Annotated in this window: 23 protein-coding genes; 14 read left to right on the top strand and 9 right to left on the bottom strand. The window is 71.0% G+C overall.

Features of this window, described 5'->3' with window-relative positions:
- Window positions 1-2 precede the first annotated feature (2 nt).
- The 5 genes from RF645_RS06275 to RF645_RS06295 all read right to left on the bottom strand — a co-directional run bounded on the left by RF645_RS06275 (window position 3) and on the right by RF645_RS06295 (window position 6,578).
- A complete protein-coding gene (locus tag RF645_RS06275; protein ID WP_029643499.1) occupies window positions 3-869 on the bottom strand; it encodes an SMP-30/gluconolactonase/LRE family protein in 867 nt (288 codons plus the stop codon).
- A 76-nt stretch (window positions 870-945) separates the two neighbouring features.
- Window positions 946-1,854, bottom strand: a complete 909-nt coding sequence (locus RF645_RS06280; RefSeq protein WP_006215343.1) for an SDR family oxidoreductase — start codon at window positions 1,852-1,854, stop codon at window positions 946-948.
- 96 nt (window positions 1,855-1,950) lie between these two features.
- Window positions 1,951-3,069 carry an alkene reductase gene (locus tag RF645_RS06285; protein ID WP_368818779.1) on the bottom strand — a complete coding sequence of 373 codons (1,119 nt, stop codon included), beginning with the start codon at window positions 3,067-3,069 and terminating at the stop codon, window positions 1,951-1,953.
- Between the two features lie 71 nt (window positions 3,070-3,140).
- A complete protein-coding gene (locus RF645_RS06290; protein ID WP_368818780.1) occupies window positions 3,141-5,114 on the bottom strand; it encodes a VWA domain-containing protein in 1,974 nt (657 codons plus the stop codon).
- Between the two features lie 69 nt (window positions 5,115-5,183).
- On the bottom strand, window positions 5,184-6,578 hold the full coding sequence (locus tag RF645_RS06295) for a sigma 54-interacting transcriptional regulator (RefSeq protein WP_368818781.1): 1,395 nt from the start codon (window positions 6,576-6,578) through the stop codon (window positions 5,184-5,186).
- A gap of 130 nt (window positions 6,579-6,708) precedes the next feature.
- Here RF645_RS06295 and RF645_RS06300 point away from each other — a divergent pair, with 130 nt between their 5' ends.
- From RF645_RS06300 to RF645_RS06310, 3 genes are all read left to right on the top strand, one after another.
- Window positions 6,709-7,380 carry an MSMEG_4193 family putative phosphomutase gene (locus RF645_RS06300; protein WP_368818782.1) on the top strand — a complete coding sequence of 224 codons (672 nt, stop codon included), beginning with the start codon at window positions 6,709-6,711 and terminating at the stop codon, window positions 7,378-7,380.
- Window positions 7,381-7,390: 10 nt separating this feature from the next.
- Window positions 7,391-8,095, top strand: a complete 705-nt coding sequence (locus tag RF645_RS06305) for an SCO1664 family protein (RefSeq protein WP_278855913.1) — start codon at window positions 7,391-7,393, stop codon at window positions 8,093-8,095.
- Window positions 8,096-8,168: 73 nt separating this feature from the next.
- The gene (locus RF645_RS06310; protein ID WP_006215349.1) at window positions 8,169-9,047 is read left to right on the top strand and encodes a Cof-type HAD-IIB family hydrolase; all 879 of its coding nucleotides are present in this window, start codon (window positions 8,169-8,171) and stop codon (window positions 9,045-9,047) included.
- A 130-nt stretch (window positions 9,048-9,177) separates the two neighbouring features.
- Here the strand turns inward: RF645_RS06310 and RF645_RS06315 are convergent, their stop codons facing one another.
- Entirely contained in the window at window positions 9,178-11,241 is a 2,064-nt protein-coding gene (locus RF645_RS06315) for an NADPH-dependent 2,4-dienoyl-CoA reductase (protein WP_058871611.1), read from the bottom strand.
- Window positions 11,242-11,406: 165 nt separating this feature from the next.
- Here RF645_RS06315 and RF645_RS06320 point away from each other — a divergent pair, with 165 nt between their 5' ends.
- The 8 genes from RF645_RS06320 to RF645_RS06355 all read left to right on the top strand — a co-directional run bounded on the left by RF645_RS06320 (window position 11,407) and on the right by RF645_RS06355 (window position 17,760).
- Entirely contained in the window at window positions 11,407-12,189 is a 783-nt protein-coding gene (locus RF645_RS06320; protein WP_053446642.1) for a LamB/YcsF family protein, read from the top strand.
- The gene (locus RF645_RS06325) at window positions 12,186-13,988 is read left to right on the top strand and encodes a carboxyltransferase domain-containing protein (RefSeq protein ID WP_006215352.1); all 1,803 of its coding nucleotides are present in this window, start codon (window positions 12,186-12,188) and stop codon (window positions 13,986-13,988) included. Before RF645_RS06320 ends, RF645_RS06325 begins: the two co-directional genes overlap by 4 nt.
- Before the next feature lie 10 nt (window positions 13,989-13,998).
- Complete coding sequence (locus RF645_RS06330) at window positions 13,999-15,744, top strand: biotin carboxylase N-terminal domain-containing protein (RefSeq protein WP_368818783.1); 1,746 nt, start codon at window positions 13,999-14,001, stop codon at window positions 15,742-15,744.
- A 40-nt stretch (window positions 15,745-15,784) separates the two neighbouring features.
- Window positions 15,785-16,555, top strand: a complete 771-nt coding sequence (locus tag RF645_RS06335) for a GntR family transcriptional regulator (protein ID WP_058871608.1) — start codon at window positions 15,785-15,787, stop codon at window positions 16,553-16,555.
- On the top strand, window positions 16,537-16,644 hold the full coding sequence (locus RF645_RS06340) for a hypothetical protein (protein ID WP_368818784.1): 108 nt from the start codon (window positions 16,537-16,539) through the stop codon (window positions 16,642-16,644). Before RF645_RS06335 ends, RF645_RS06340 begins: the two co-directional genes overlap by 19 nt.
- 57 nt (window positions 16,645-16,701) lie before the next feature.
- Complete coding sequence (locus RF645_RS06345; RefSeq protein ID WP_368818785.1) at window positions 16,702-16,944, top strand: type II toxin-antitoxin system Phd/YefM family antitoxin; 243 nt, start codon at window positions 16,702-16,704, stop codon at window positions 16,942-16,944.
- Window positions 16,877-17,086 (top strand): Txe/YoeB family addiction module toxin, encoded by a 210-nt coding sequence (locus RF645_RS06350; RefSeq protein WP_368818786.1) that lies wholly within the window; start codon window positions 16,877-16,879, stop codon window positions 17,084-17,086. The genes RF645_RS06345 and RF645_RS06350 overlap by 68 nt, the downstream gene beginning before the upstream one ends.
- 86 nt (window positions 17,087-17,172) lie before the next feature.
- Window positions 17,173-17,760 carry a phospholipase A2 gene (locus tag RF645_RS06355; protein ID WP_081609556.1) on the top strand — a complete coding sequence of 196 codons (588 nt, stop codon included), beginning with the start codon at window positions 17,173-17,175 and terminating at the stop codon, window positions 17,758-17,760.
- A gap of 48 nt (window positions 17,761-17,808) precedes the next feature.
- On the opposite strand, the gene RF645_RS06360 is transcribed toward RF645_RS06355, so the two are convergent.
- Complete coding sequence (locus RF645_RS06360) at window positions 17,809-18,558, bottom strand: hypothetical protein (protein WP_368818787.1); 750 nt, start codon at window positions 18,556-18,558, stop codon at window positions 17,809-17,811.
- A gap of 50 nt (window positions 18,559-18,608) precedes the next feature.
- Here RF645_RS06360 and RF645_RS06365 point away from each other — a divergent pair, with 50 nt between their 5' ends.
- The 3 genes from RF645_RS06365 (at window position 18,609) to RF645_RS06375 (ending at window position 21,778) form a co-directional block, all read left to right on the top strand.
- A complete protein-coding gene (locus RF645_RS06365) occupies window positions 18,609-19,769 on the top strand; it encodes a DUF1524 domain-containing protein (protein WP_368818788.1) in 1,161 nt (386 codons plus the stop codon).
- 161 nt (window positions 19,770-19,930) lie between these two features.
- Entirely contained in the window at window positions 19,931-21,226 is a 1,296-nt protein-coding gene (locus tag RF645_RS06370; RefSeq protein ID WP_368818789.1) for an MFS transporter, read from the top strand.
- A 132-nt stretch (window positions 21,227-21,358) separates the two neighbouring features.
- Window positions 21,359-21,778, top strand: coding sequence for an organic hydroperoxide resistance protein (locus RF645_RS06375; RefSeq protein ID WP_040561313.1), 420 nt, complete (start codon window positions 21,359-21,361; stop codon window positions 21,776-21,778).
- A gap of 9 nt (window positions 21,779-21,787) precedes the next feature.
- Here RF645_RS06375 and RF645_RS06380 read toward each other — a convergent pair whose 3' ends face one another.
- Together RF645_RS06380 and RF645_RS06385 are read right to left on the bottom strand one after the other, a co-directional pair.
- Complete coding sequence (locus tag RF645_RS06380) at window positions 21,788-22,582, bottom strand: putative hydro-lyase (RefSeq protein WP_204782512.1); 795 nt, start codon at window positions 22,580-22,582, stop codon at window positions 21,788-21,790.
- Window positions 22,583-22,631: 49 nt separating this feature from the next.
- Entirely contained in the window at window positions 22,632-23,822 is a 1,191-nt protein-coding gene (locus tag RF645_RS06385) for an NRAMP family divalent metal transporter (RefSeq protein WP_053448147.1), read from the bottom strand.
- Between the last annotated feature and the right edge of the window lie 122 nt (window positions 23,823-23,944).

The raw sequence follows: 23,944 nt of genomic DNA on the forward strand, positions 1-23,944 counted from the left end.
GCTCAGCCTCCGAAGGCCAGCGGCTGCATGCCGCGCACGCCCGGCTCGACGGCGTAGATCGATCCGGCCGCCGGCTCCTCGTCATCGGGGAGGTTCTCCCGCGACGTCGTGATGAACAGCCGGTCCAGGTCCGGGCCGCCGAAGGTGCAGGCGGTGATCTGGCGGACGGGCAGCTCGATCACCTCGGTGAGCTCGCCCTCGGGGGAGTAGCGGTGCACGGCGCTGCCGCCGTTGAGCGCTGTCCATATGCCGCCCTCGGCATCCACGGTGAGGCCGTCGGGGTGCCCCGCGTCCTCCGGGATCCGCACGAAGGCGCGGGGGTCGACGGGTCCGCGCTCCGGGTCGTGGTCGAAGACCGTGATCTGTCCCGTGGGGGTGTCGTTCCAGTAGGCGAGGTCCCCGTCCGGGCTCCAGCCGATGCCGTTGGCGATGGTCGCGCCATCCCAGGCCGTCTGCGGCTCGGTGCCGGGCCCGTCCCAGCGGTAGACGCTCGAGGCGCCCTCGGTCTTCTCATAGGCCATGTCGCCCAGCCAGAGCCGGCCCTGGGGATCGCAGCCGCCCTCGTTCGTGCGCAGCCCGGAATCCTCGAACAGGGTCACGATCTGCTCGAGATCCGAGAGATCCTCCTGGCGGGCCAGGCCGATGCCGTTCTCCAGCCCGACGACGGCGCCGCCGCCCACCCGCGGGCGCAGCATCGAGGCGATCCGGGAGGGGACCTCCAGGCGCTGATGGCCGCCGTCGTCGTCGATCTCGATGATCGCCCCGTGGAGCATGTCCACGAACCTCAGGCGCCCGGTGGCCGCCCACCAGACAGGGCCCTCTGCGTGATGGGCGATCGAATCGGTGATGCGCTGTGCCTTGATGGTCATGCTCCTCAGCGTAGGACGCCGGGCCGGAGCCTGGGGAGGCTCCGACCCGGCGTGGTCGTGCGGTGGCGTATGCCGATCAGGCGACGGGCGAGCCTCCGTTGACGTTGAGGACGTCGCCGGTGACGTAGCTGGACTCGGGGGAGGCCAGGTAGACGTAGGCCGGGGCGAGCTCGGTGGGCTGACCGGCGCGCCCGATCGTGGCCTGGCGGCCGAACGAGGTCAGCTGCTCCTCGTTCTTGTTGTCCGTGACCTGCAGCGGCGTCCAGATGGGGCCCGGAGCCACGGCGTTGACGCGGATGCCGCGCTCGACGAGCTGCTGGGCCAGGGCCTGGGTGAAGGCGTTGATGGCGCCGTTCGAGGACGCGTAGTCCACCAGGGTCTCCGAGGGCTTGTAGGCCTGCACGGAGGTGGTGTTGATGATCGACGAGCCCGCCGGCATCACGTTCAGCGCCGCCTGCGTGACGCGGAACATCGAGAACAGCTTGATGTCGAAGGTGTTCTCGAACTGCTCGTCCGTGATCGCCTCGAGGCTCTCCCAGTGGTACTGGCGCCCGGCGTTGTTGACCAGGATGTCCAGGGCGCCGAGCTCATCGGCGACCTTGCCGGGCAGCTTGCGGGCGAAGTCCTTGTCGCGCAGGTCGCCGGGCAGCAGCAGGGCCTTGCGGCCAGCGCCCTCGATGACCTCCTTGACGTGCTGGGCGTCCTGCTCCTCCTCCGGGAGGTAGCTGATGGCCACGTTCGCTCCCTCGCGGGCGAAGGCGATCGCCACGGCGGCGCCGATGCCGGAGTCGCCGCCGGTGATCAGGGCCGTGCGGCCCTCCAGGCGCCCGGTGCCGCGGTAGGTCTCCTCGCCCAGATCGGCGCGGGGATCCAGGTCGCGGTCCAGGCCGGGGGCCTCCTGGGACTGCACCGGCGGGTCGATCTGCACGTAGCGGGTCGTGGGGTTCTGGAAGGTGAGCTGGTCGTGCTTCTCGTTGTTCGTCATGCTTCGAGCCTAGAACATCAGCACCCTGACTGTCTGTGTCGAGCCTGGTCCTGACCTGGCTGTTCGCTGACGGCGCGAACCCCCGTTGTGATTGGCTCAGGGCCGTGTCATGGCGGGGCCTTCCGGTGCGGCGGATCCGCTCACAGCCAGCGGGTAGTCGGTGTAGCCGGCGGCCTCGTGCGTGTAGAAGGTGGAAGGGTCGGGTTCGTTGACCGGCAGGCCCTCGCGCCAGCGCTGCACCAGATCGGGGTTGGCGATCATGCTGCGGCCCACCACGGCTGCATCGCCGGCGCCGCTGTCCACGATCGCGCGCGAAGTCTCCAGATCGGTGATCTCCGCCCACCCGGTGTTCAGCAGGAGCGGGCCGTCGAACAGCTCGCGGACCAGGGCGACCGAGGGGTCCTGCGGATCCGCCACGAGCAGCGAGACATAGGACAGGCCCAGCCCGCCGATCTCCTGCAGCAGCGTGCGGTAGGTGGCCTCGGTCTCCTGCGGATCGGTCTCCGCCGTGCCCTGCGCTCCGTTGCCCGGGGACAGGCGGATCGCAGTGCGATCGGCTCCGACCTCCTGGGCCACGGCGCGCACAACCTCCGCCACGAACGACGCCCGCGCCGCAGGCGTCCCGCCGTACCGGTCCGTGCGCTGATTCGACGCCGGAGCCAGGAACTGGTGCAGGAGATAGCCGTTGGCGCTGTGCAGCTCGATCAGATCCACCCCGGCGTCGACGGCCCGGCGTGCGGCGGCCGCGAACTCGTCGCGGACACCGGCCAGCTCCTCGGTGCTCAGCTCGCGGGGCACGGGGATCTCGTCCTTGCGCCCGTCCTGCAGGTGCAGGGAGGTGCCGGGGGCGATCGCGCTGGGGGCCACGGGCTGCTGACCGCCGTTGATCTCCGGATGCGAGATGCGGCCACCGTGCATGACCTGCATGGACAGCCGCCCGCCCTCGGCATGCACCGCCTCGGCCACGCGCTTCCACCCGGCGGCGTGGGCGTCGTTGGCGATGCCGGCCTGACCCGGGTAGGACCGCCCGACGGCTGCGGGGAAGGTGCCCTCCGTGGTGACCAGGCCCGCCGAGGCGCGCTGGGCGTAGTACTCGACGTTCAGGTCCGACGGCGTGCCGTCGGCCTGAGCGCGCAGGCGGGTCAGCGGTGCCATGACCACGCGGTTGGGGATCTCGAGAGCTCCCAGGGTCAGCTGGTCGAACAGATCGGGCATGAGCGGCCTCCTTGGCGGCGGGACGGAACTGTTCGGTTCAAGACAGGACGAGTCCGACATATTCCGTCGCTTCATTCCCCGCCCTTGGACGAGAGGTACTCGTCCAGCACCGCCGAGCCGAGCTCCTCGGGATCCACGGCCACCACGCGGCCGTCGGCCCGGCGAGCCATGGCGTTGAGGAAGCGGCTCAGGCCGGGGTCGTCGCCGAGCTGGAAGAACGTGGTGTGCGCCCCGGTGCGGGTGACGCGGTCCAGCTCGGAGACGGTCGCCTGCAGCGTGGGGGTGGAGGTGGGCCAGTCGAAGTGAGCGTCGCCGCTGGGCAGCAGGTGCGCGGTGGGCTCACCGTCGGTGACGATCAGCAGGATCGGCTGCATCGACGGGTGCCGGCGGAAGAACCTCCCAGCCAGCAGCAGGCCGTGATGCAGATTGGTGCCCTGCTCGTGCACCGGCGGCATGGCGGTCAGCTCATTCTCGTCCAGGCTGCGCGCCCAGCGCCCGAAGGAGATCAGCTCGAGGGAATCGCCCCGGAACCGGGTGCTGATCAGGTGATGCAGGGCCAGGGCGGTCTGCTTCATGGGCAGCCACCGGCCCTCGGCGGCCATGGAGAACGACGTGTCCACGAGCAGCGCCACCGCCGCCTGCGTGCGGTCCTCGGTCTCCTGGACCTCGACATCCTCCACGCGCAGTCGCATGCCGCGGGACGGATCGCCGCCCTCCCCGACGGTGCGCTGGATCGCGTTGGTGATCGTGCGGGTCACATCCCAGGACTCCAGGTCCCCGAACTGCCAGGCCCGGGTGGAGCCGGTGAGCTCTCCCGAGGCTCCGGTGTGGCGGGTGTCCCGTGAGCCGGGGCGGCCGGAGAGCTGCTCGGCGGTGTCGCGCAGCAGCGCCCGCCCGAGCTGGCGCACCGCGCGCGGGGAGAGCCGCAGCGCGCCGTCCGATCCGCGGTGCAGCAGCCCGGAGTCGCGCAGGGCCTTCTCGAGATCGCTGAGCGTGCGGGCATCCACGGCGGCGTCCTGGCCGAGCTGCCGGCCCAGGGCGTCGAGGTCGATGTCATCCAGGGCCGCGCCCTGATGGCTCTGGGAGAGCTGATCGGCCAGGGCATCCAAGTCCGCGATGTCCTGCAGCACCCCGGTGCCGTCGCCGAGTCCCAGGCCCTCCTGGCCCTCGAAGCGCTCGGAGCCGCTCCAGTCCTCGCCGGGGCGCAGGGCCTGGAGGTTGGCGTCGAGCTGACTGAGCTGCTCCATGAGCTGCGGGGAGCCGAAGGCCTGGGCCGACAGCTCCATGAGCTCCTGGCGCTGCTCCGGCGTCATGGAGTTCATCATGCGGGCGGCTGCCGCCGAGCGCTGGGCCAGGGCGTCGATCAGCTCGTCGATGTCCTGCGGATCCTCCGGGAAGTGCTCCCCGTGCTCCTCCATGAACTGCTCGAAGTCCTCAGGGGTGTCCTCCCCGCGGGCGTGCTTGGCCAGCAGCTCGTTGAGATCGGCGAGCATCTGCGAGATCTCCTGGCGGTCCTCCTCCGTGGCGCCCTCCAGGGCCTGCTTCATGCCGGCGAAGCGCTGATCCAGCACCTCGCGGCCGAGCTTGTCCTTGATCTGCTCATAGGTCTGCCGGGCCTGCTGAGAGGCCCAGTCGTAGTCCGCCAGCTCGGACACGGCCGCGGCCGTGGACGACGGCAGCGCACCGAGCTGCATCTCCCGCAGCTGCCGGTCCGTGGGATCCATGCGGGCGTCACGCAGCAGCTGCTCGCGCTCCAGCCGCACGGCCTGCTCGAGCAGGCTCTTCACCTCATCGAGCGTGCCGCCCAGGCTGTGCTTGCCGAGCAGCTCGCGGCGGCGCTGGTTCACCCGCCGGGAGAGGTCGTCCAGGCCGCGCTGGCCGCGACCGCCGCGGCGCAGGAACTCGCGCAGGGCATCCTGCGGCGAGTACCCCTCCATGACATCGCGGCCGATCGCGTCCAGGGCCTCCGTGAGGTCCGGCGGCGGCGCCAGGGGATCGGGTCCCCCGCGATAGCGGCCGTAGCGGCTGTTGCGATACGCAGGCACTGCGCACCTTCTTTCCGTGGTGCAGGGACGACGAGCGCGGACCCGGTCAGCGGCGCCGGGAGCCCGTGCTCAGCCGTAGATGGTGCCGTCGTCGTCGGCGTCCTTGGAGATCTTCTGGGCCAGGAACAGCCACTCGAGGGCCAGCTCGACGGCCGCGGCGCGCTCGCCGGCGGACTCGGCGCCGAAGGCCTGGGCGATCCGGTCGTAGAGCTCCTGGCTCTCCTCCGGCAGCTCTGGCAGCTCCTCCAGCAGCTCGTGGGCGGGGATGTCCGCACCGGTGGTCACGGTGACGGTCCCGTCCAGGGCCTCGATCAGGGGGTCCAGGTCCACTCCGCGCAGCCGTGCCGCCAGGGTCTCGGCGGTGGCCCGGCGCAGCAGGTGGTCCAGGACGGCCTGCTCGCGGCCCTCCTCCCCGGCCTCGAACTCGATCTTGCCGGCCAGCACGTCCACGGCGGCGTCGATGTCCACGAGCCGTGCGACGGCGGTGTCCTCCCGGTACACCGTGGCTCGGCGCAGGGCGGCCGCGGCCGTGGTCTCCGCACCGGCGATCGAGAAGCGGGCCGAGACTCCGGAGCGCTGATCCACGGCCGGCGACTCGCGCAGCAGCCGGGTGTAGCGCGCCAGGATCTCCAGCAGGGCCTCGGGGACCTCGGCGACCAGGTCGGCCTCCTGCGAGATCACGGCCATCTCGTCCGCGAGCTCGATCGGGTAGTGGGTGCGGATCTCCGCGCCGAAGCGGTCCTGCAGCGGCGTGATGATCCGCCCGCGGTTGGTGTAGTCCTCCGGGTTGGCCGAAGCCACGACCAGCACGTCCAGGGGCAGGCGCAGGACGTAGCCGCGGATCTGGACGTCGCGCTCCTCCATGACATTGAGCATGGCCACCTGGATGCGCTCGGCCAGATCGGGAAGCTCGTTGATGGCCACGATGCCGCGGTGGGCGCGGGGGATCAGGCCGTAGTGGATGGTCTCCGGATTGCCCAGGCGGCGGCCCTCGGCCACGCGCACGGGGTCGACGTCGCCGATGAGGTCCGCGACCGACGTGTCCGGGGTGGCCAGCTTCTCCACGTAGCGCTCGTCGCGGTGCCGCCAGACGATGGGCAGGGAGTCGCCCTCGGCGGCGATGCGGGTCCGGGAGGCGTCGGTGATCGGATCCAGCGGGTGCTCGTGCAACTCCGAGCCCTCGATCTCCGGGGACCACTCGTCCAGCAGGCCCACCATGGTGCGCAGCAGACGGGTCTTGCCCTGTCCGCGCTCGCCGAGCAGGACGATGTCGTGCCCGGCGATCAGGGCGCGCTCGACCTGCGGCAGGACCGTGCGGCTCAGGCCGTGCAGACCGGGCCAGGGGTCGCGGTCCTCCGCCAGGGCGTCGAGCAGGTTGGCCCGCAGCTCCTCACGCAGGGTGCGGACAGGGAGATCGGCGGCGCGCAGCTCGCCCAGGGTGCTGATGTCAGGGTGATCGGTCACACCTTCACGCTAGCCCTGCACCGCGACAGCACAAGTGGCCTGGCAGTACCCGGCTGGGTGCTTTCGCGCTGAGCGCACTCGGTGCCTCCGCCCCTCTTCCGCAGTCGGCCGTGGGCGGTACGGTGAGCGCGTGAGCGACAGACAGACCGAGACCGACAGTTCCCAGACCTCCGCCGAGCGCCCCACGCTGATCCTGCTGGTCCGCCACGGACTCACCCCCACCACGGGAAAGGTCCTGCCGGGTCGTGCACCGGGGCTGCACCTGTCCGAGAAGGGCCTGGCGCAGGCCGAGCGGCTGGCCGAGCGCTTCCAGGGCCTGGCCGTGGACGCCCTGTACACCTCGCCGCTGGAGCGCACGCGGGAGACCGCCGAGCCGGTCGAGAAGGCCACCGGGCTCACCGCCGAGGCGCAGTCGGACCTGCTCGAGTGCGATTTCGGCGAGTGGACCGGCGAGAAGCTCAAGCACCTGGCCAAGCTGCCGGAGTGGACCGCCGTGCAGCAGAGCCCCTCGAGCTTCCGCTTCCCGGACGGGGAGAGCTTCACGGAGATGCAGTACCGCATGGTCGAGGGCATCCAGCGCCTCTGCGATCGGCATCCCGGCCAGACCGTCGTGTGCTTCTCTCACGCGGACCCCATCAAGGTGCTGCTCAACCACGCGCTCGGCTCGCACCTGGATCACTTCCAGCGCATCTCCGTGGATCCCTGCTCCGTCTCGGCGATCTCGTATATGCCGGGACGGGCACCTTCTGTTCTGCGCATGAACACGACCGACGGCTTCCTGTCCGACCTGCTCTCGGACTGATCCCCCCCCCATGAGCGCTGACGAGCACGTCCTGCAGCACGGGGAGATCGAGCTCGTGGGCCTGTTCCGCGAGTCCTCCAACTCCGCGCTGCTCGTGGACGTGACCGACGACGACGGCCGCACCGTCCGCGGCGTCTACAAGGCGGAGGAGGGCGAGAAGCCCCTGCGCGACTTCCCGCCGCGCATCTACCGCCGGGAGCGGGCAGCCTACGTGCTGTCCGAGGCCCTGGGTTGGGGGCTGATCCCCACCACGGTGCTGCGCGAGGAGGGGCCTTTCGGCCCCGGGTCGATCCAGCGCTTCGTGGACCACGATCCGCAGGAGCACTACTTCACGCTCTACGACTCCCATCCCGAGACGCACGACGATCTGCGGCGGATGGCGGTCTTCGACGTCATCGCCAACAACACCGATCGCAAGGGCGGCCACGTCCTGCACGGCGCCGACGGCCGCATCTGGGGGATCGATCAGGGGCTGTGCTTCTCGGCCCCGGACAAGCTGCGCACCGTGATCTGGGAGTTCGCCGGCGAGCCCGTGCCGGAGGGGCTGCTCGAGGACCTGGCTCCACTGGCCGAGCAGCTGCCCGACGAGCTCGAGGAGCTGCTCTTCCCGGTCGAGCAGATGGCCCTGCAGCTGCGGGTGCAGATGCTGCTGGCAGACCCGGTGCTGCCGCACGATGAGACCGGTGGATATCGGATCCCCTGGCCGCCGCTGTAAGGCCCGTCGTCCCGGGCGCTGAGCTGGCATGCTGGGGGGCAGGAATGCTTGCCCCCCAGCACAGGAGACCCCAATGACCTTCCGCCTCGTCGCCTTCGACATCGACGGCACCCTGCTGGGCAGCGACCGCCAGCTCCAGCCCGGCACCCGCCTGGGGCTGGAGGCCATCCGGGAGGCGGGCGCTCAGATCATGCTGGCCTCCGGCCGCCCGATCCCCGGTCTGAAGCAGCTGGCCGAAAAGCTGGAGATCGGCGAGGATCTGATCCTGGCCGGCATGAATGGGTCGATCATCGTGGACCAGGCCTCCGGGGAGGTCATCGCCCGCCGGGAGATCGACGCCCAGACCGCGCAGGAGATCATCGACCACGTGCTTTCGCGCGGCCTGATCGTGATGATCCCGCTGGGGGAGGAGCTCTTCGCCTCGGAGCCCGAGCACCCGCAGGTCCGCCATGAGGCCGAGGGCAACGCGCTGAGCATCCGTCCGCTGCCGCAGGTCGCCGATCTGCCGGAGCCGGCCACCAAGCTGCTGTTCACCGGGGAGCGCCCCGAGCTGCTCGAGCTGCAGAAGGAGCTGGACCGGGATTTCGCCGATCGCGCCGAGTGCACGTTCTCCTCGCCGATCTACTTCGAGGCCACCGCCCGCGGCGTGGACAAGTCCTCGGCGATCACCGACTACTGCGCGGCCAAGGGCATCCCGCTGGAGGCCGTCATGGCCTTCGGCGACAACGGCAACGACATCACCATGCTCTCCGCGGCGGGTCTGGGCGTGGCCATGGGCAACGGCATCCCGGAGGCCAAGGAGGCCGCCGATGTCGTCACCGCCACGAACGACGACGAGGGCATCGCCCGCATCCTGGAGCAGTACTTCCCGTTCTCGCTGTCCGAGGTCGATGCGCAGGACGAGCGGCGCGAGGACCGCACCGAGACTCCGGAGCCGACCGGGCGCGGCTGAACCTCATTCAGCACCGCCTCAGGCCCATGGAGCTGCCAGCATCCTGGCAGTTCCAGGGGTTTTCCGATGGTGTGCTGGCAGCACGGCCGGGCGAGAGGGCCGCGGCTCGTGCCTGCCGAACGCCGGGCGCTCACAGCGCCGCAGCGACCTCCACGCCCTGCTTGATCGCGCGCTTGGCGTCGAGCTCGGCGGCCACATCCGCTCCGCCGATGATGTGCAGGCTGATGCCGGAGTGCTCCAGGGGCTCCACGAGCTCGCGCTGGGAGACCTGACCGGCGCACAGGATCACCGAGTCGACCGGCAGCACCAGGGGCTCGCGCGGGGCGTCGGCGGCATCGGTGCCGGACGAGTCCTCGGCGGGCACCGTGAGATGCAGGCCGTCGTCGTCGATGCGCACGTACTGCGCGCCGGTGATCTGGTGGACGCCGCGTGCCCGCAGGGCCGCGCGGTGGACCCAGCCGGTCGTGACGCCCAGGTCCTTGCCGATCGAGGACGCGCGGCGCTGGATGAGGTGCACCTGGCGCGGCGACGGCTCCGGCTCGGGCTTGCGCAGCCCGCCGATCTGGGCGTTGGGGCCGCTGAGCGGAGCCACGCCCCATTCCTTCTGCCAGTCCTCCACGGGCGTGGGCTGCGGGCCGCCGTGGGTCAGGAACTCGCACACGTCCACGCCGATGCCGCCGGCGCCGATCACGGCCACGCGCTCGCCGGCCTGGCGGCGTCCGCTGACCAGGTCCGGATAGGTGATGACCGACGGATGCTCGAGCCCCTCGATCTCGGGGACGCGCGGCTCCACCCCGGTGGCCAGGATGACGTGGTCCCAACCGGCGTCGATCAGCTCCTGGGCGCTCACCCGGTGCCCCGTGCGGACCTCCACCCCCAGGTCGTCGAGCCGCTGGGTGAAGTAGCGCAGCGTCTGGGCGAACTCCTCCTTGCCGGGGATGCGCTGGGCCAGGGCGAACTGCCCGCCCAGGTGGTCCTGGGCCTCGAAGAGCTCCACCCGATGACCGCGCTCGGCGGCGGCCACCGCGGTGGACAGGCCTGCCGGGCCGGCGCCGATCACGGCCACCCGCTGCGCGGTGCGCGTGGGCTCGAGCACCAGGGTGGTCTCGCGGCCCGCCCGCGGGTTCACCAGGCAGGAGGCCCGCTTCTGGGAGAACGTGTGGTCCAGGCAGGCCTGGTTGCAGGCGATGCACGTGTTGATCCGGTCCTCGCGGCCCTCGAGAGCCTTGCGGACCCAGGCGGGGTCGGCCAGGAAGGGCCGCGCCATGGACACCAGATCGGCCTGGCCCTCGGCCAGGATCGCTTCCGCGTCCTGCGGCATGGAGATGCGGTTCGACGCCGCGACTGGCACCGAGACCTCGGCCTTCAGCGCGGCGGTCGCCTCCGTAAAGGCAGCGCGCGGGACGCTCGTGACGATCGTGGGCACGCGGGCCTCGTGCCAGCCGATGCCGGTGTTGAAGACGTCGACGCCTGCGTCCTCGAGCTCATGGGCCAGGGCGACGACGTCCTCCCAGGCCTGGCCGCCGTCGACCAGGTCCATCAGGGAGATCCGGTAGATGATCGGCAGCCCCGGGGCCGCGGCGCGCACCGCGCGCACGACCTCCACCGGGAAGCGACGACGGCGCTGGGCGTTCCCGCCCCACTCGTCGTCGCGCTGATTCGTGCGCTGGGCCAGGAACTGGTTGAGCAGGTAGCCCTCCGAGCCCATGATCTCGACGGCGTCGTAGCCGGCCTCCTGGGCGAGCACGGCGCAGCGGGCGAAGTCCTGGATCGCGGCCCGGACCTGCTCGTCGGTCAGCTCTCGGGCGGGGAACGGGCTGATGGGGGACTGCGTGGCCGAGGCGGAGACCGCCTTCGGGTGATAGGCGTAGCGCCCCGCGTGCAGGATCTGCAGGGCCAGCAGGCCGCCGGCCTCGTGGACGGCGTCGGTGAGGATCCGGTGATGGGCCGCCTGGGCGGGATCCGAGAGCTGGCCGCCCCCGGGGGTGAGGCGGCCTTCGCCGTTGGGGCTGAAGCCGCCGGTGATCATCAGGCCGGCTCCGCCGCGGGCGCGCTCGGCGAAGTACGCGGCGAGCTCGGGGAACTGCTCGGGATCGTCCTCCATACCTGTGTGCATGGAGCCCATGAGGATGCGGTGGGGAAGCTCCAGCCTCCCGATGCTCAGGGGGGCGGAGAGGCGGGGGTGCTCGGTCATGCTGCTCCTGGGTGCGACGACTCTCAGCAGGTCGATGCAGTGGGGTATGTGATCTGCGCCATCATAGTGACGAAGCGTCAGCAGTAGCGAACATCACATTCGATTGTTGAACAATCGCCCTCAATGGTCCATCCTGTTCCAACCACAGCAAGGAGGCCGACTTCCATGAGCGCCATCACTTCCGGGCAGCCCCGGATCGATCTCAACGCCGACTGCGGGGAGTCGCTGACCTCCTGGTCCATGCCGGACGGAGCCGAGATCCTCGAGGTCGTCTCCAGCGCCAACGTGGCCTGCGGCTTCCACGCAGGCGATCCGTCGGTCGCCCGCGAGACCTGCCGCATCGCCTCGCAGCGCGGGGCGGCCATCGGCGCCCACGTCAGCTACGACGACCTCAAAGGCTTCGGGCGCCGCTTCATCGATGTGGTGCCCTCGGAGCTCACGGATCAGGTGATCTACCAGATCGGCGCCCTGCAGGCCTGCGCCCGCTCGGTGGGCGCGCAGGTCCGCTACGTGAAGCCCCACGGCGCGCTCTACAACACGATCGGCCACCACGAGGCCCATGCCGAAGCCGTCGTGCGGGCGCTCGCGGAGCTCGGCGACGAGCTGCCGATCCTGGTCCTGCCCGACTCCGAGATCGAGCGCCAGGCCGCAGCCGCCGGCATCCCCACGGTGCGCGAGGCCTTCGCCGACCGCGCCTACACGCCGGAGGGCCGTCTGGTCTCACGCCGCGAGGAGGGCTCGGTGCTGCACGATCCGGCCGAGATCTCCGCCCGCGTGGTCCAGATGGCCACCCAGCGCACGGTTACCGCGATCGACGGCTCCACCATCTCCGTGGATGCCGAATCGATCTGCGTCCACGGCGACACCCCCGGAGCTCTCGAGATCGCCCGGCAGGTCTCGGCGGCGCTGTCCGAGGCCGGCGTCGAGCAGCGGTCGTTCCTCTCGTGAGCGAGTCCCGCGCGTCGTCCGAGGTGCCGCAGCGGCGGCTCCTGCCGGTCGCCGATCACTCGCTGCTCATCGAGTGCGCCGACCTGGCCGACGCCGTGGCTGTGCATGCCGCGCTGTCCGAGCAGGGCTTCCGCGGGGTGGGCGGCGCCTCGACCGTGCTGATCCGCACGAGCGACCGTCCTGCTCTGGAGGCCGCGCTCGCACGCATCCCCCGGGGCTCACTGGCGGATCAGCCGGGCCGGGAGATCGCGCTGGACGTCGTCTACGACGGCGAGGACCTCCACGAGCTGGCCGAATCCCTGGGCGTCTCTGCCGACGGGCTGATCGGGTGGCACACTGCGGAGCCCTGGATCGCGGCGTTCGCCGGCTTCGCTCCGGGCTTCCTCTACTGCGCTCGAGCGCTGGAGTCCGTGGATGGCCTCCAGCTGCCCGATGCCTTGCGCGGCACGCCCGAGATCCCGCGCCGTAGCTCGCCGCGCACCGCCGTGCCCGCCGGCTCGGTGGCGCTGGCCGGGCAGTTCTCGGCGGTCTACCCGCGCAGCTCCCCGGGCGGCTGGCAGCTGCTGGGGCGCACGACGACGCCCATGGTCGATCTGAACCAGGATCCGCCGGCGCTGCTGGCCCCGGGCGACCGCCTGACGTACCGGGCGGTGCGCGAGGCCGTGGAGATCCAGCCGGCCGCAGACCCGGAGCCGAGCGAGGTCGATCCCGCGCATCACCTGGTGGTCGAGACCGCCGGGCTGCAGGCGCTGATCCAGGACCGCGGTCGCCCGGGGCGCTCCGACGTGGGGATCTCCTCCTCCGGGGCTCTGGACCGTGCCGCCGCTGATCGAGCCGCCCGGCTGGTCGGCAATATGCCGGGCACGGCATGCCTGGAGAGCGTGCTCGGTGGTCTGAGCCTGCGGGCCGCGGGCGATCAGGTCCTCGCCGTGACCGGCGCTGCTGTGGAGCTGGAGGTCGTCCCTGCGCCGACGCCGGACACGGAGCCGACGGACGCGGCGCCATCGGAGGAGCAGGCGCCCGTCGCGACGGACTCGGCCGATGTGCCTGAGACCGAGCAGACTGAGCCGGACGAGCGTGCCGAGCAGTCGACGAAGGCTCCGAGGGTCGACTCGGGCTGGCGTCCTCGCGCCGGTCTGCCCTTCGCGCTGAAAGACGGCCAGACGCTGCGTGTGGGAGCTCCCTCGGACGGGCTGCGCGTGTATGTGGCTGTGCGCGGCGGCATCGACGTCCCCGCGGTCATCGGCAGCGGTGCGACCGACACTCTCGCCGGGCTCGGCCCCGCGGCGCTGTCCGACGGCGACCGCCTGGCCGTGGGCCGTGACCCCGGCACCGCAGTGGACTGGCCGCTCGAGGTCGCCGGCGCTCCGGTTGCCCAGCCGACTCCGCCGAGCGGGCCGCTGGAGGTCCGCGTTGTCCTGGGCCCGCGCGACGACTGGTTCACACCTGAGGCCCTGGAGTCCTTCCAGGAGCAGGAGTGGGCCGTCGCGGCGGCCTCCGATCGCGTGGGCGCCCGACTCGAGGGCCGGGAGCTGGCTCGCAGCATCGAGCGCGAGCTGCCCAGTGAGGGGACGGTGCCCGGCAGCATCCAGGTGCCGGCCTCCGGGCTGCCCGTCGTGTTCCTGAGAGACCACCCCGTGACCGGCGGCTACCCGGTCATCGCCTGCGTGCTCGAGGCCGATCTGGACCTCATGGCCCAGGCCGCTCCCGGCAGGACGGTGCGCTTCATCGCCGTCGACCCCGCCACCACCACCGCTTCCACCGACACCGTCGCAGCGCCTGCTGCCGAGAACCACTGAGGAGACCATCGTGCAGAAGGTCCTGATCGCCAACCGCGGCGAGATCGCCGTGCGCATCATCCACGCCTGCGCCGAGGCCGGCCTGAGCTCGGTGGCCGTCTACGCCGATCCCGACGCCGACGCCCCGCACGTCCACCTGGCGGACGAGGCCTATGCGCTCGAGGGCACCAGCCCGACCGAGACCTACCTGGATCAGGAGGCGATCCTGGCGATCGCCCAGCGCGCCGGTGCAGACGCCGTCCACCCCGGTTACGGGTTCCTGTCCGAGAACGCCTCGTTCGCCCGAGGAGTCATCGACGCCGGCCTGACCTGGATCGGACCGAAGCCCGAGACCATCGAGAAGCTCGGCGACAAGGTCCAGGCTCGCGACATCGCCCGCACCGTGGGGGCCCCGCTGGTGCCGGGCACCGACGGCCCGGTGGCCTCGGGTGCTGAGGCCACCGCCTTCGCCGAGGAGCACGGGCTGCCCGTGATCATCAAGGCCGCTCACGGCGGCGGCGGGCGCGGCATGCGCGTGGTCCGCGAGCTCTCCGAGGTCGAGGACGCCTTCGCTTCGGCCGCCCGCGAGGCCCAGAGCGCGTTCGGGCGCCCCGAGTGCTTCGTGGAGCGCTTCCTGGACGAGCCGCGCCACGTCGAGGCCCAGGTGGTCTGCGACTCCCACGGCGGCGTGGCCGTGCTCGGCACGCGCGACTGCTCGCTGCAGCGCCGCCACCAGAAGCTCGTGGAGGAGGCCCCGGCGCCGTTCCTGAGCGACGAGCAGCGCGAGCGGATCCACACCGCCGCCGCCGAGATATGCCGCGAGGCCGGTTACGTGGGGGTGGGCACCGCCGAGTTCCTGGTGGGCCGCGACGGGCTGATCTCCTTCCTGGAGGTCAACACGCGCCTGCAGGTCGAGCATCCGATCACCGAGGAGGTCTACGGCGCCGACCTGGTCCAGTTGCAGCTGCTCGTGGCCGACGGCGGGCACCTGCCCGAGGGTTTGGGCGCCCAGCCGCAGGGCCATGCCTTCGAGTTCCGCATCAACGCGGAGGACCCGGGCCGCGGCTTCCTGCCCGGCGGCGGGCGCATCGAGGCGATCGACGCCCCCACCGGCCCCGGCATCCGCCTGGACTCCGGCGTGCGCGCCGGTCAGGAGGTCGCCACGACCTTCGACTCGATGCTGCTCAAGCTGATCGTGCACGGCGCGGATCGGCAGGCCGCGCTGCGGCGGGCCCGTCGTGCCCTGGCCGAGATCCGCATCCACGGCGTGGCCACTACAGTCCCGTTCCACCGCGCGGCGGTCGAGGCCCCCGAGTTCGCCGCCGAGACCGCTGGGGACTTCACGGTCCACACGGCCTGGATCGAGAACGAGTTCGCCGAGCGGCTCAGCGCCGACGACGGCTACGCGGCCGACTACCTGCGCGCCGCCGAGCTGGGGCGCTCGCGGTTCAGTGTGGACATCGACGGCCGCCGGGTGATGCTGGGCGTGCCCAAGGCGCTGGCCGCAGCGCTCGAGTCCGGTGGGCAGGCGTCGTCGTCGGGCTCTGCGGAGACCGACGACGACGGCGCGATCAAGGCCGGTGTGGGCGGCACGGTCCTGAAGTGGCTCGTGGAGGAGGGTGCGCAGGTCCAGGCCGGCGACGACCTGCTCGTGCTCGAGGTCATGAAGACCGAGTCGAAGGTCGCTGCGCCGTGCGCTGGCACCCTGTCCGAGCGGGGCGCGGCCGAGGGCGATGCCGTGACGGCCGGTCAGGTGCTCGGACGCATCACGTCATGACACGGGAGGTCATCCTGGCGCCGACTGGCACGATGAGCTCATGACCATCGAGAGCAAGGCGCCGCTGCCCGACATGACCGTGCTCGCGCCGGTGCGCGATGCGGTGGACGCGGAGCACGAGGGTCGGGGCGCGGTCGCGCGCGGAGCCGAGGTGCTGCGCCGCGGCGTGGTCACGGGCCTCCTGCGACCGGGCGCCCGCCTGCCCGAGGAACGGCTGGCGGCGGTCCTGGGCATCTCCCGCAACTCCCTGCGCGCAGCCTTCGACGAGATCGAGCAGGAGCACCTGGTCGAGCGCGAGCGCCATCGCGGCATCCGCGTATGCCTTCCGGATGAGGCCACGGTCCATCAGCTCTACCGCGCCCGGCTGGCCCTCGAGGGGGCGGCTCTGCGCTGGCCGGAGGCGGGGACTCGTCATCGTGCGGTCGAGCAGATGAGCGCCGCCGTGGAGACCGGCCGCTGGGCCCGCAACGCCGGGCAGGTGGCCGCCATGGCCGAGGCCAACGACGCCTTCCACCGGGCCGTCGTCTCGCTGTCCGGCTCGCTCCGCCAGCTCGAGCTCATGAAGCGGGTGCAGTCCGAGCTGCGCCTGCTCTTCCACACGCTCGATGACACTCCGGCGTTCCACCAGCCGTGGGTCGAGCGCAATGCGGCGCTCGTGGACCTCGTGGCCCAGGAGCGCGATGCCGAGGCGACCGACCGGATCGGGGCATACCTGCGGGACTCCCGGGGCATGATCCTGGAGCTGTGGGGCCGCTCTTCCTGCAGCCGGCCATCACCGGCGAGCGGAAGGCCGTGTGGGTCCTGCTCGTGATCGCCCTGCCGCTGCTGGGCTCGTTGGGCTGGCTCTTCCTGGGGCGCCCCGCCGCCCGCCGACAGCTCGCCGCCGTCGGACAGGGTTGAGGCACCCCTCTCCGGCGAGCCCCTCGGGCTGTGCAAATTCTTGTACAGGGAGGTCGAATGAAGACGATGACCTATTCCGAATCGCGCCAGCGCTACGCCGAGGTGCTGGACTCTGTCGTGATCACCCGCTCGGGTCGCGAGTCCGCCGTCATCCTCTCGCTGGAGGACTACGAGTCCTTGCGGGAGACGGCGTACCTCATGCGCTCGCCCGCCAATGCCCGGCGTCTCCTGGATGCCATACCGGAAGGTCCTCAAGCGCATCAACTGGCTTCTCGAGGACATCCAGCGCAACAGCAATGAAGGCATCGGCAAGCCCGAAGCGCTCAAGCACGACTTCGGCGGCTTCTGGTCGCGGCGGATCACCGATGAGCACCGACTGGTCTGCAAGGTCGTCGAGGCTCGTGTGCTGATAGCCCAGTGCCGCTACCACTACGGCCGCTGAGATGGGCCCGCGCGTGGTGAGCTGCGCTACAGTCTGAGACTGTATCCCCTAGTGGGGGCTCATATTCTCCACCGAAGGGGCATGCCATGAAGACCGTTTCGCGCCGACCGATCACTCTTCTTGCGTCCGTGATGCTGCTGGCATCGACCGCGGCGGGAGCATCCGCGGCCACGGCGGCATCCACTGCGTCGCCGACGGGCGGGGACATCACCAAGAAGCAGCACGACGTCCTGCTGCGCAACTTCACGCCCCAGGAGATCGTCGAGCTCGACGCGATCTCGAGTCAGGCGGAGATCCAGGAGATCGTGCGGCTCACCGGAGGGTCATCATCCCTCCGCCTGGCTCAGACTTCCGCTATACCTCAGGCCTCCGCTGCTCCTCTGGCAGCGGCGACCGACGAGACCAACGGCTGCAGCTATTCACCGGATCAGTGGGGGCGCGCTGATTTCAAGCCCACCTGCGACGATCACGATCGGTGCTATTCGTCCACGAGCTTCGTCGATCGATTGGACTGCGACACGGTGTTCCTGTCCGGGCTCACGGCGTCCTGCACCCGGGCCTACCCCACCGAGATGATCCGCCGCAACGCGTGCCTCGGGGTGGCCGATGTCTACTACTACGCGGTGCGAAATGCGGGCGGAGCCTTCTACGAGGGGCAGGGGCTGAACAACTAGTCGGCCGAGTCAGGGTGAAGTCCGCGGCGTGCCGGCCGTTCACGCAGGTCACAGCACCGCGATCTTCTGCCAGACCTTGCGGGCCATGTCGGAGGTCAGGGTCTCCAGGCCCTCCACGCCGTCGATGATCTCGCCGTCCGTCGTGTCCTCGGCGAACAGGGCAGCGGTCTTGCCCACGAGCGAGAGCATCTCCGTGCAGTAATCCAGGTAGTGGCGCAGCTGCTCGCGGCTGAGATCCAGGCCGCCGTCGGCGCGCGAGCCCCGCTCCAGGCGCTCGGGCACCTTGGTGAGCTGATGCATGTCGATCACGTGGGCCAGGGAGCGCAGGCGGTGCAGCAGCCGCATCACGCGCGCCCGCTCCATCCGCTCCGGCACGGCGATCAGGAAGAACACCGCCAGGCCCGCGAACACCGCGTTGTTGATGACGGTCTCCAGCAGCGGCAGGAAGTCGATCGGGCTGATGGCCTCCGGATCGGCCCAGATGTCGGCCGCGGCCAGCGCGATCGTCAGCGCCACGAACACGACGATGAGCACGACCAGCAGCCGCGACATGAAGCGGGCGAACCGGATGCGACGGCGGCTGATGCCGCCCTCCGAGCCGACCTCGTCCACGAGCGCCGCGAGCTCGCCGCAGACCTCCCACAGCCCGCGATCCGGGAAGCGGGAGCGGATGCGCTGCTGGAGCGCGCGCGTGGAATCGCGCACCGCCTCGTGCTTGAGGCTCTGGTACCGGCTGCCGTCGGGAGGGCTGTCGTCGTGGTCGTCGGGCCGCTCGGCCAGCTCATCGAGGTAGGACACCAGGAGAGGGTAGGGCACGCAGCGGCCCGCGCGGCGCCGTCGTCGGCAGGGTGCTGATCAGTAGGCTGTGGGGCTTCCCCGCGACCCCCGACGACGAGGCTGATGTGACCCCTGCGCGCTCCCGGATGACGACCCCCGCCAAGATCGGCATCGGCTGCGGCGGCTGCCTGGGCCTGCTGGTCCTCGCCTTCGTGGCTCTGGTGGTCATCGCGCTGATCGTCGGCCCGTCCTCCGAGGAGGCCGAAGATCCGCGGCCGGGCTCCTCGGCGTCGTCTGCACCGCAGGCGCCGGAGGCCCCGTCATCGGAGGCGCAGGAGCCTGGCGGGGCCGAGTCGTCCGAGGCAGCAGAGGCACCCGAGGCGGTCGAGACGTCGGCGCAAGCCTCGGAGCCCGAGAGCTCGCCCGCGCCCGTCGACGACAGCGCCGCCTCCGACTCCGCTGAGGCCCTGACCGTGCTGGAGACCCTCGACATCAAGGGCCGCGCGCCGAAGACCGGCTATGGCCGCGATCTCTTCGGTCCCACCTGGCACGACGTCGACGGCAACGGGTGCAGCACCCGCAATGACATCCTGGCCCGCGACCTCACGGGCATCGAGCGCGAGGACGGCTGCTCCGTGTCCTCCGGTCTGCTGCAGGACCCCTACACGGACACCGCGATCGACTTCACCGCGGGAATGGACACCTCCGCCGAGGTGCAGATCGATCACGTGGTGGCGCTGTCCGATGCCTGGCAGAAGGGCGCCCAGCAGCTGAGCGAGCAGCAGCGGCTGGTCTTCGCCAACGACCCGCTGAACCTCCTGGCCGTCGACGGTCCGACCAACCAGTCCAAGGGCGACGGCGACGCCGCGACCTGGCTGCCGCCGAACCGCTCCTACTGGTGCCCCTACGTGGCGCGGCAGGTCGATGTGAAGGCCAAGTACGACCTGTGGGTCACCCAGCCCGAGCACGACCGGATGGCGGAGGTGCTGCGGGACTGCGAGGGGGAGTCGTCGTCCGAGTCCGGTTCGGGCTCGGACCAGAGCTCGACGCGGGCGCCCGCCGAGAGCGCACCGCAGCCCGCCCAGGAGCCTGCCCCGGCACCCGCTGCACCGGGCGCAGCCTTCGCGAACTGCTCCGAGGCCCGGGCCGCCGGTGCCGCGCCCCTGTACCGCGGCATGCCCGGCTATGCGCCGCGCATGGATGGCGACGGCGACGGGGTCGCCTGCGAGTGACCGGCGTCGCGGCCGTGTGACGCTTCTCGCGGGTCGGATGGCCCCGGAGGCCTGGCAGGCAGAGCGAGCCGAGGTCTAGCGTTGAGGGTTCTGCCGCGAGCGTGAGGCCTCCGCCGCGGTGATGCAGTTCTTCATCGATCCATCATCCCGGGAGGTGTCCTGTGACCGCTGTGCATGAGACCCAGGGCGGCGCCGTGCTGTCGCCGACGCGCCGCCGCATCGCGCTGATGGCCCTGGCCCTCGGAGGCTTCGGCATCGGCTCCGCCGAGTTCGTCTCCATGGGGCTGCTCCCGCAGATCGCCCAGGGGCTGCTGCCCGAGATGATGGACGCGGACCCGGAGCAGGGCGTGGCCCGCGCCGGATGGGCCATCACCGCCTACGCGCTGGGCGTGGTGGTCGGCGCCCCGCTGCTGTCCCTGCTGGCCGTGCGCCTGAGCCGCACCCGCCTGATCGTAGTGTTCGCGGGACTGCTGTGCGTGTCCACCCTGGCCTCCGGGCTGATGCCGAGCTTCGAGCTGACGCTGCTGGCCCGCTTCATCGCAGGGCTGCCGCACGGCGCCTACCTGGGGGTGGCCTCGCTGCTGGCGGCCTCCCTCATGGGCCCCGGTTCGCAGGGCAAGGGCGCGGCCGTCGCCCTGTCCGGGCTGACCGTGGCCAATCTGGTGGGCGTGCCCATGCTCACGGCTCTGGGGCAGGCGGCCGGATGGCGCGCGGCCTTCCTGACGATCGCCGCGGTCTTCGCGCTGACCGCCGTCCTGGTGGCCACCACGATCCCGTCCCAGCCCGCCCCGCAGGGCCGACGGACCCAGGACGAGCTGCGCGCCTTCTCCCGGGTCCAGCTGTGGGTGGTCATGCTGATCGCCGCGGTGGGGTTCGCCGGGTCGTTCGCCGTGTTCAGCTACATCGCGGACATCGGCCAGCAGGTCGCCGGCATGAGCGCCGGATTCATCCCCGTGCTGCTGGCGGTGGCCGGACTGGGCATGACCATCGGCAACGCGATCGGCGGCTTCACGACGGACCGCTCCCTGGACAGGACGCTTCTGGTGGCCTTCCCGCTCTACATCGCGGCCATGGTGCTGATGGTCTCCGTGGTGACGGACCCGGTCGGGCTGAGCATCGCGTTCTTCCTCACCAACATGGGCCACGCGACGCTGGGCCCGTCCATGCAGACCTGGCTCATGCGCATCGCCGGCCCCTCCGAGATGCTGGGCGCCTCGCTGCACCACGCGGCGTTCAACGTGGCGAACGCGCTGGGCGCGCTGCTGGGCGGCATGGTGATCTCCGCGGGCCTCGGCCTGGCGGCCCCCACAGTGGTCGGGCTGGTCGTGGCGAGCCTGGGCTTCACGATGCTGCTGGGCAGCTTCGCCCTGCTGCGCCTGCGCTCGCGGCGCTTCCGCCGCGAGCTCGACACCGCGCAGGTCCCGGTGCAGTCCCCCGAGGCCGCCTCGGCCCGCTGAGCTCGCCCGGCCCGTCCTGGCCGCGCGGCTCGCAGGTGCTCGCGCAGCCGATGCACCCCCGTCTTGACGGGCGTCCTACGATGAGATCACCGCGTGCCGGAGACGCCGGTCGCGGATCGCGAGGAGGATGACATGGATCCCCTGTACACCACCGAGGCACTCGCCACCGGAGCAGGACGCGACGGCAGCGTGACCGTCCCCGACGGAGGCCTGGAATTCGATCTGGCTTCGCCCCGGGCCATGGGGGGCAGCGGCGACGGGAACAACCCGGAGCAGCTCTTCGCCGCGGGCTACGCGGCCTGCTTCCACTCCGCACTGCAGCTCACCGCCAGGCAGCGCGGCAAGGACCTGGGCGACTCCTCCGTGGGCGCCAAGGTCTCCATCGGCAAGGAGGGCGAGGGGTTCGGCCTGGCGGTCGAGCTCGAGGTCGTCATCCCGGGCATGCCGCACGACGAGGCGCAGGAGCTGGCCGATGCGGCGCATCAGGTCTGCCCGTACTCCAATGCCACGCGCGGCAACATTCCGGTGGAGGTCACGGTCTCGGACGACTGATCCGCGGCCTCACGGCACCTGGTACGACGCGTTCGGGGCATCTGTGATGAGCATGTGCCCCGGCGCGTGGCCGATCGCGAAGGGGACGCCGCTGGCCGCGATCGCCGCCTGGGGCGTGACGCCGCAGGCCCAGAAGACCGGCAGCCATCCGTCGGGGATCTCCACGGCGTCGCCGTAGTCCGGACGGGAGAGGTCCTCGATGCCGATCGCGGCCGGATCGCCCACGTGCAGGGGCGCACCGTGCACGGCCGGGTAGCGCGAGGTGATGCGCACGGCGTCGGCGACCATGGATCCGGGCAGCGGCCGCATGGAGACCACGGTGGGCCCGTGCAGCCGGCCCGCAGAGCCGGCCGGGATCGACGTCCGGTACATCGGCACGTTCACGCCCTGGTCCTGATGCGCCAGCGGCAGCCCGGCCTCCAGCAGCGCGGCCTCGAACGTGAAGCTGCACCCGATCAGGAAGGCCACCAGGTCATCGCGCCACAGCTCGGTGACGTCGGCGGGGGAGCCCACGAGCTCGCCGTCGCGGTGGACGGTGTAGCGCGGGATGTCGGTGCGGATGTCGCCGCCGGGCAGCAGGTCGCTGCTGAGCTGACCGGCCTCGAGCACGCCCAGCAGCGGGCAGGACTTGGGGTTGCGGTGGGCGAAGAGCAGGACGTCGTACGCCCAGTCCTGCGGCACCGCGATGAGATTGGCCTGGGCGAAGCCGTCCGACCACCCGGAGGTGGGGACGGCCCGCCCGGCGCGGAACAGCTCCCGAGCGGCGGCAGGGCTCAGCTGGGAGACGGGGGTGTCGTCGTTCATCGGAGCTCCTGCCGTCGCGCGGGTCATGGTCTTCAGGATGCCAGAGGCGTCACGCCCAGAGGGCCGCGATGCCGGACAGGGACTTCCAGCCGAGGATGTAGGTCAGGATCAGCACCAGGGCGCCGATGATGGCCAGCCACTTGGGGTAGCTGTAGCCGTGCAGCAGGTCCCGGCGGAACCAGGCCACGATCATGATCACCGTGAAGCCGATCGGCAGGATCAGCCCGTTCACGGCACCGGCCACGATCAGCAGGGTCGACGGCGCCTGGCCGAGCAGCAGGAAGATGATGGCCGAGAATACGATGAACGCGACCGTGAGGATGTTGCGGGTGCCGGCCTTGGTCTTGTCCGAGGTGAGGAACGAGACCGAGGTGTAGGCCGCGCCGATCACCGAGGACACGGCGGCCGCCCAGAGGATGAGGCCGAACAGGCGCAGGCCCACGGCACCGGCGGCCTGCTCGAAGGCCTGGGCCGCGAGGTTGTCGCCGATCAGCTCCGCGCCGCCCGCCACGACGCCCAGGATCGCCAGGAACAGCAGGAAGCGCATGATGCCCGTGATGATGATGCCGATCACGGAGGAGCTGGAGATCCGCGTGGCGTTCTCCGGTCCGGTGATCCCGGAGTCGACCATGCGGTGCGCGCCGGCGTAGGTGATATAGCCGCCGATGGTGCCGCCGATCAGGGTGACGATCACGACGTAGCTGATCTGCTCGGGAAGGACCATGTTCTTCATGGCCTCGCCCACGGGCGGGTCCGAGACGACGGCCACGTAGCCGGTCACCAGGATCATCACGACGCCCAGGCCGATCACGATCTTGTCCAGGGCCATGCCGGCCTTCTTGGACAGGAACACGGCGATGGCCAGCACGGCGGTGATGAGCCCGCCCCACTTGGCGTCCAGGCCGGTCATCGCGTTGATGCCCAGGCCGCCGCCTGCGGTGTTGCCGATGTTGAACACCAGGCCGCCCAGCGCCACGAGCGCGGCGACGAGCCAGCCGACGCCGGGCAGGACCGCATTGCCGAGCTGCTGGGCCTTGAGCCCGGAGACGCCGATGACGCGCCACACGTTCAGCTGCACGGCGATGTCCACCAGGATCGAGACCAGGATCGCGAAGGCGAAGGCCGCGCCCATCTGGACGGTGAAGTTGGCGGTCTGGGTGATGAAGCCCGGTCCGATGGCGCTGGTGGCCATCAGGAAGAGGGCGCCCAGGATGGCCTGACGGGACGAACTCGAGACCATGCCGGGGGCGGCCTTGGGGGTCTGCGCGTCGGTGGAGCCGGCGTCCTGCACGGGAGCCTGCTCGGGGTGGTGCTGGATCATGGTCTGCCTCGAGACGATCAGCGGGGCGGCGTGGTGCGGCC

It is taken from the genome of Kocuria sp. CPCC 205260 (assembly GCF_040981045.1).
GTDB lineage: Bacteria > Actinomycetota > Actinomycetes > Actinomycetales > Micrococcaceae > Kocuria > Kocuria palustris.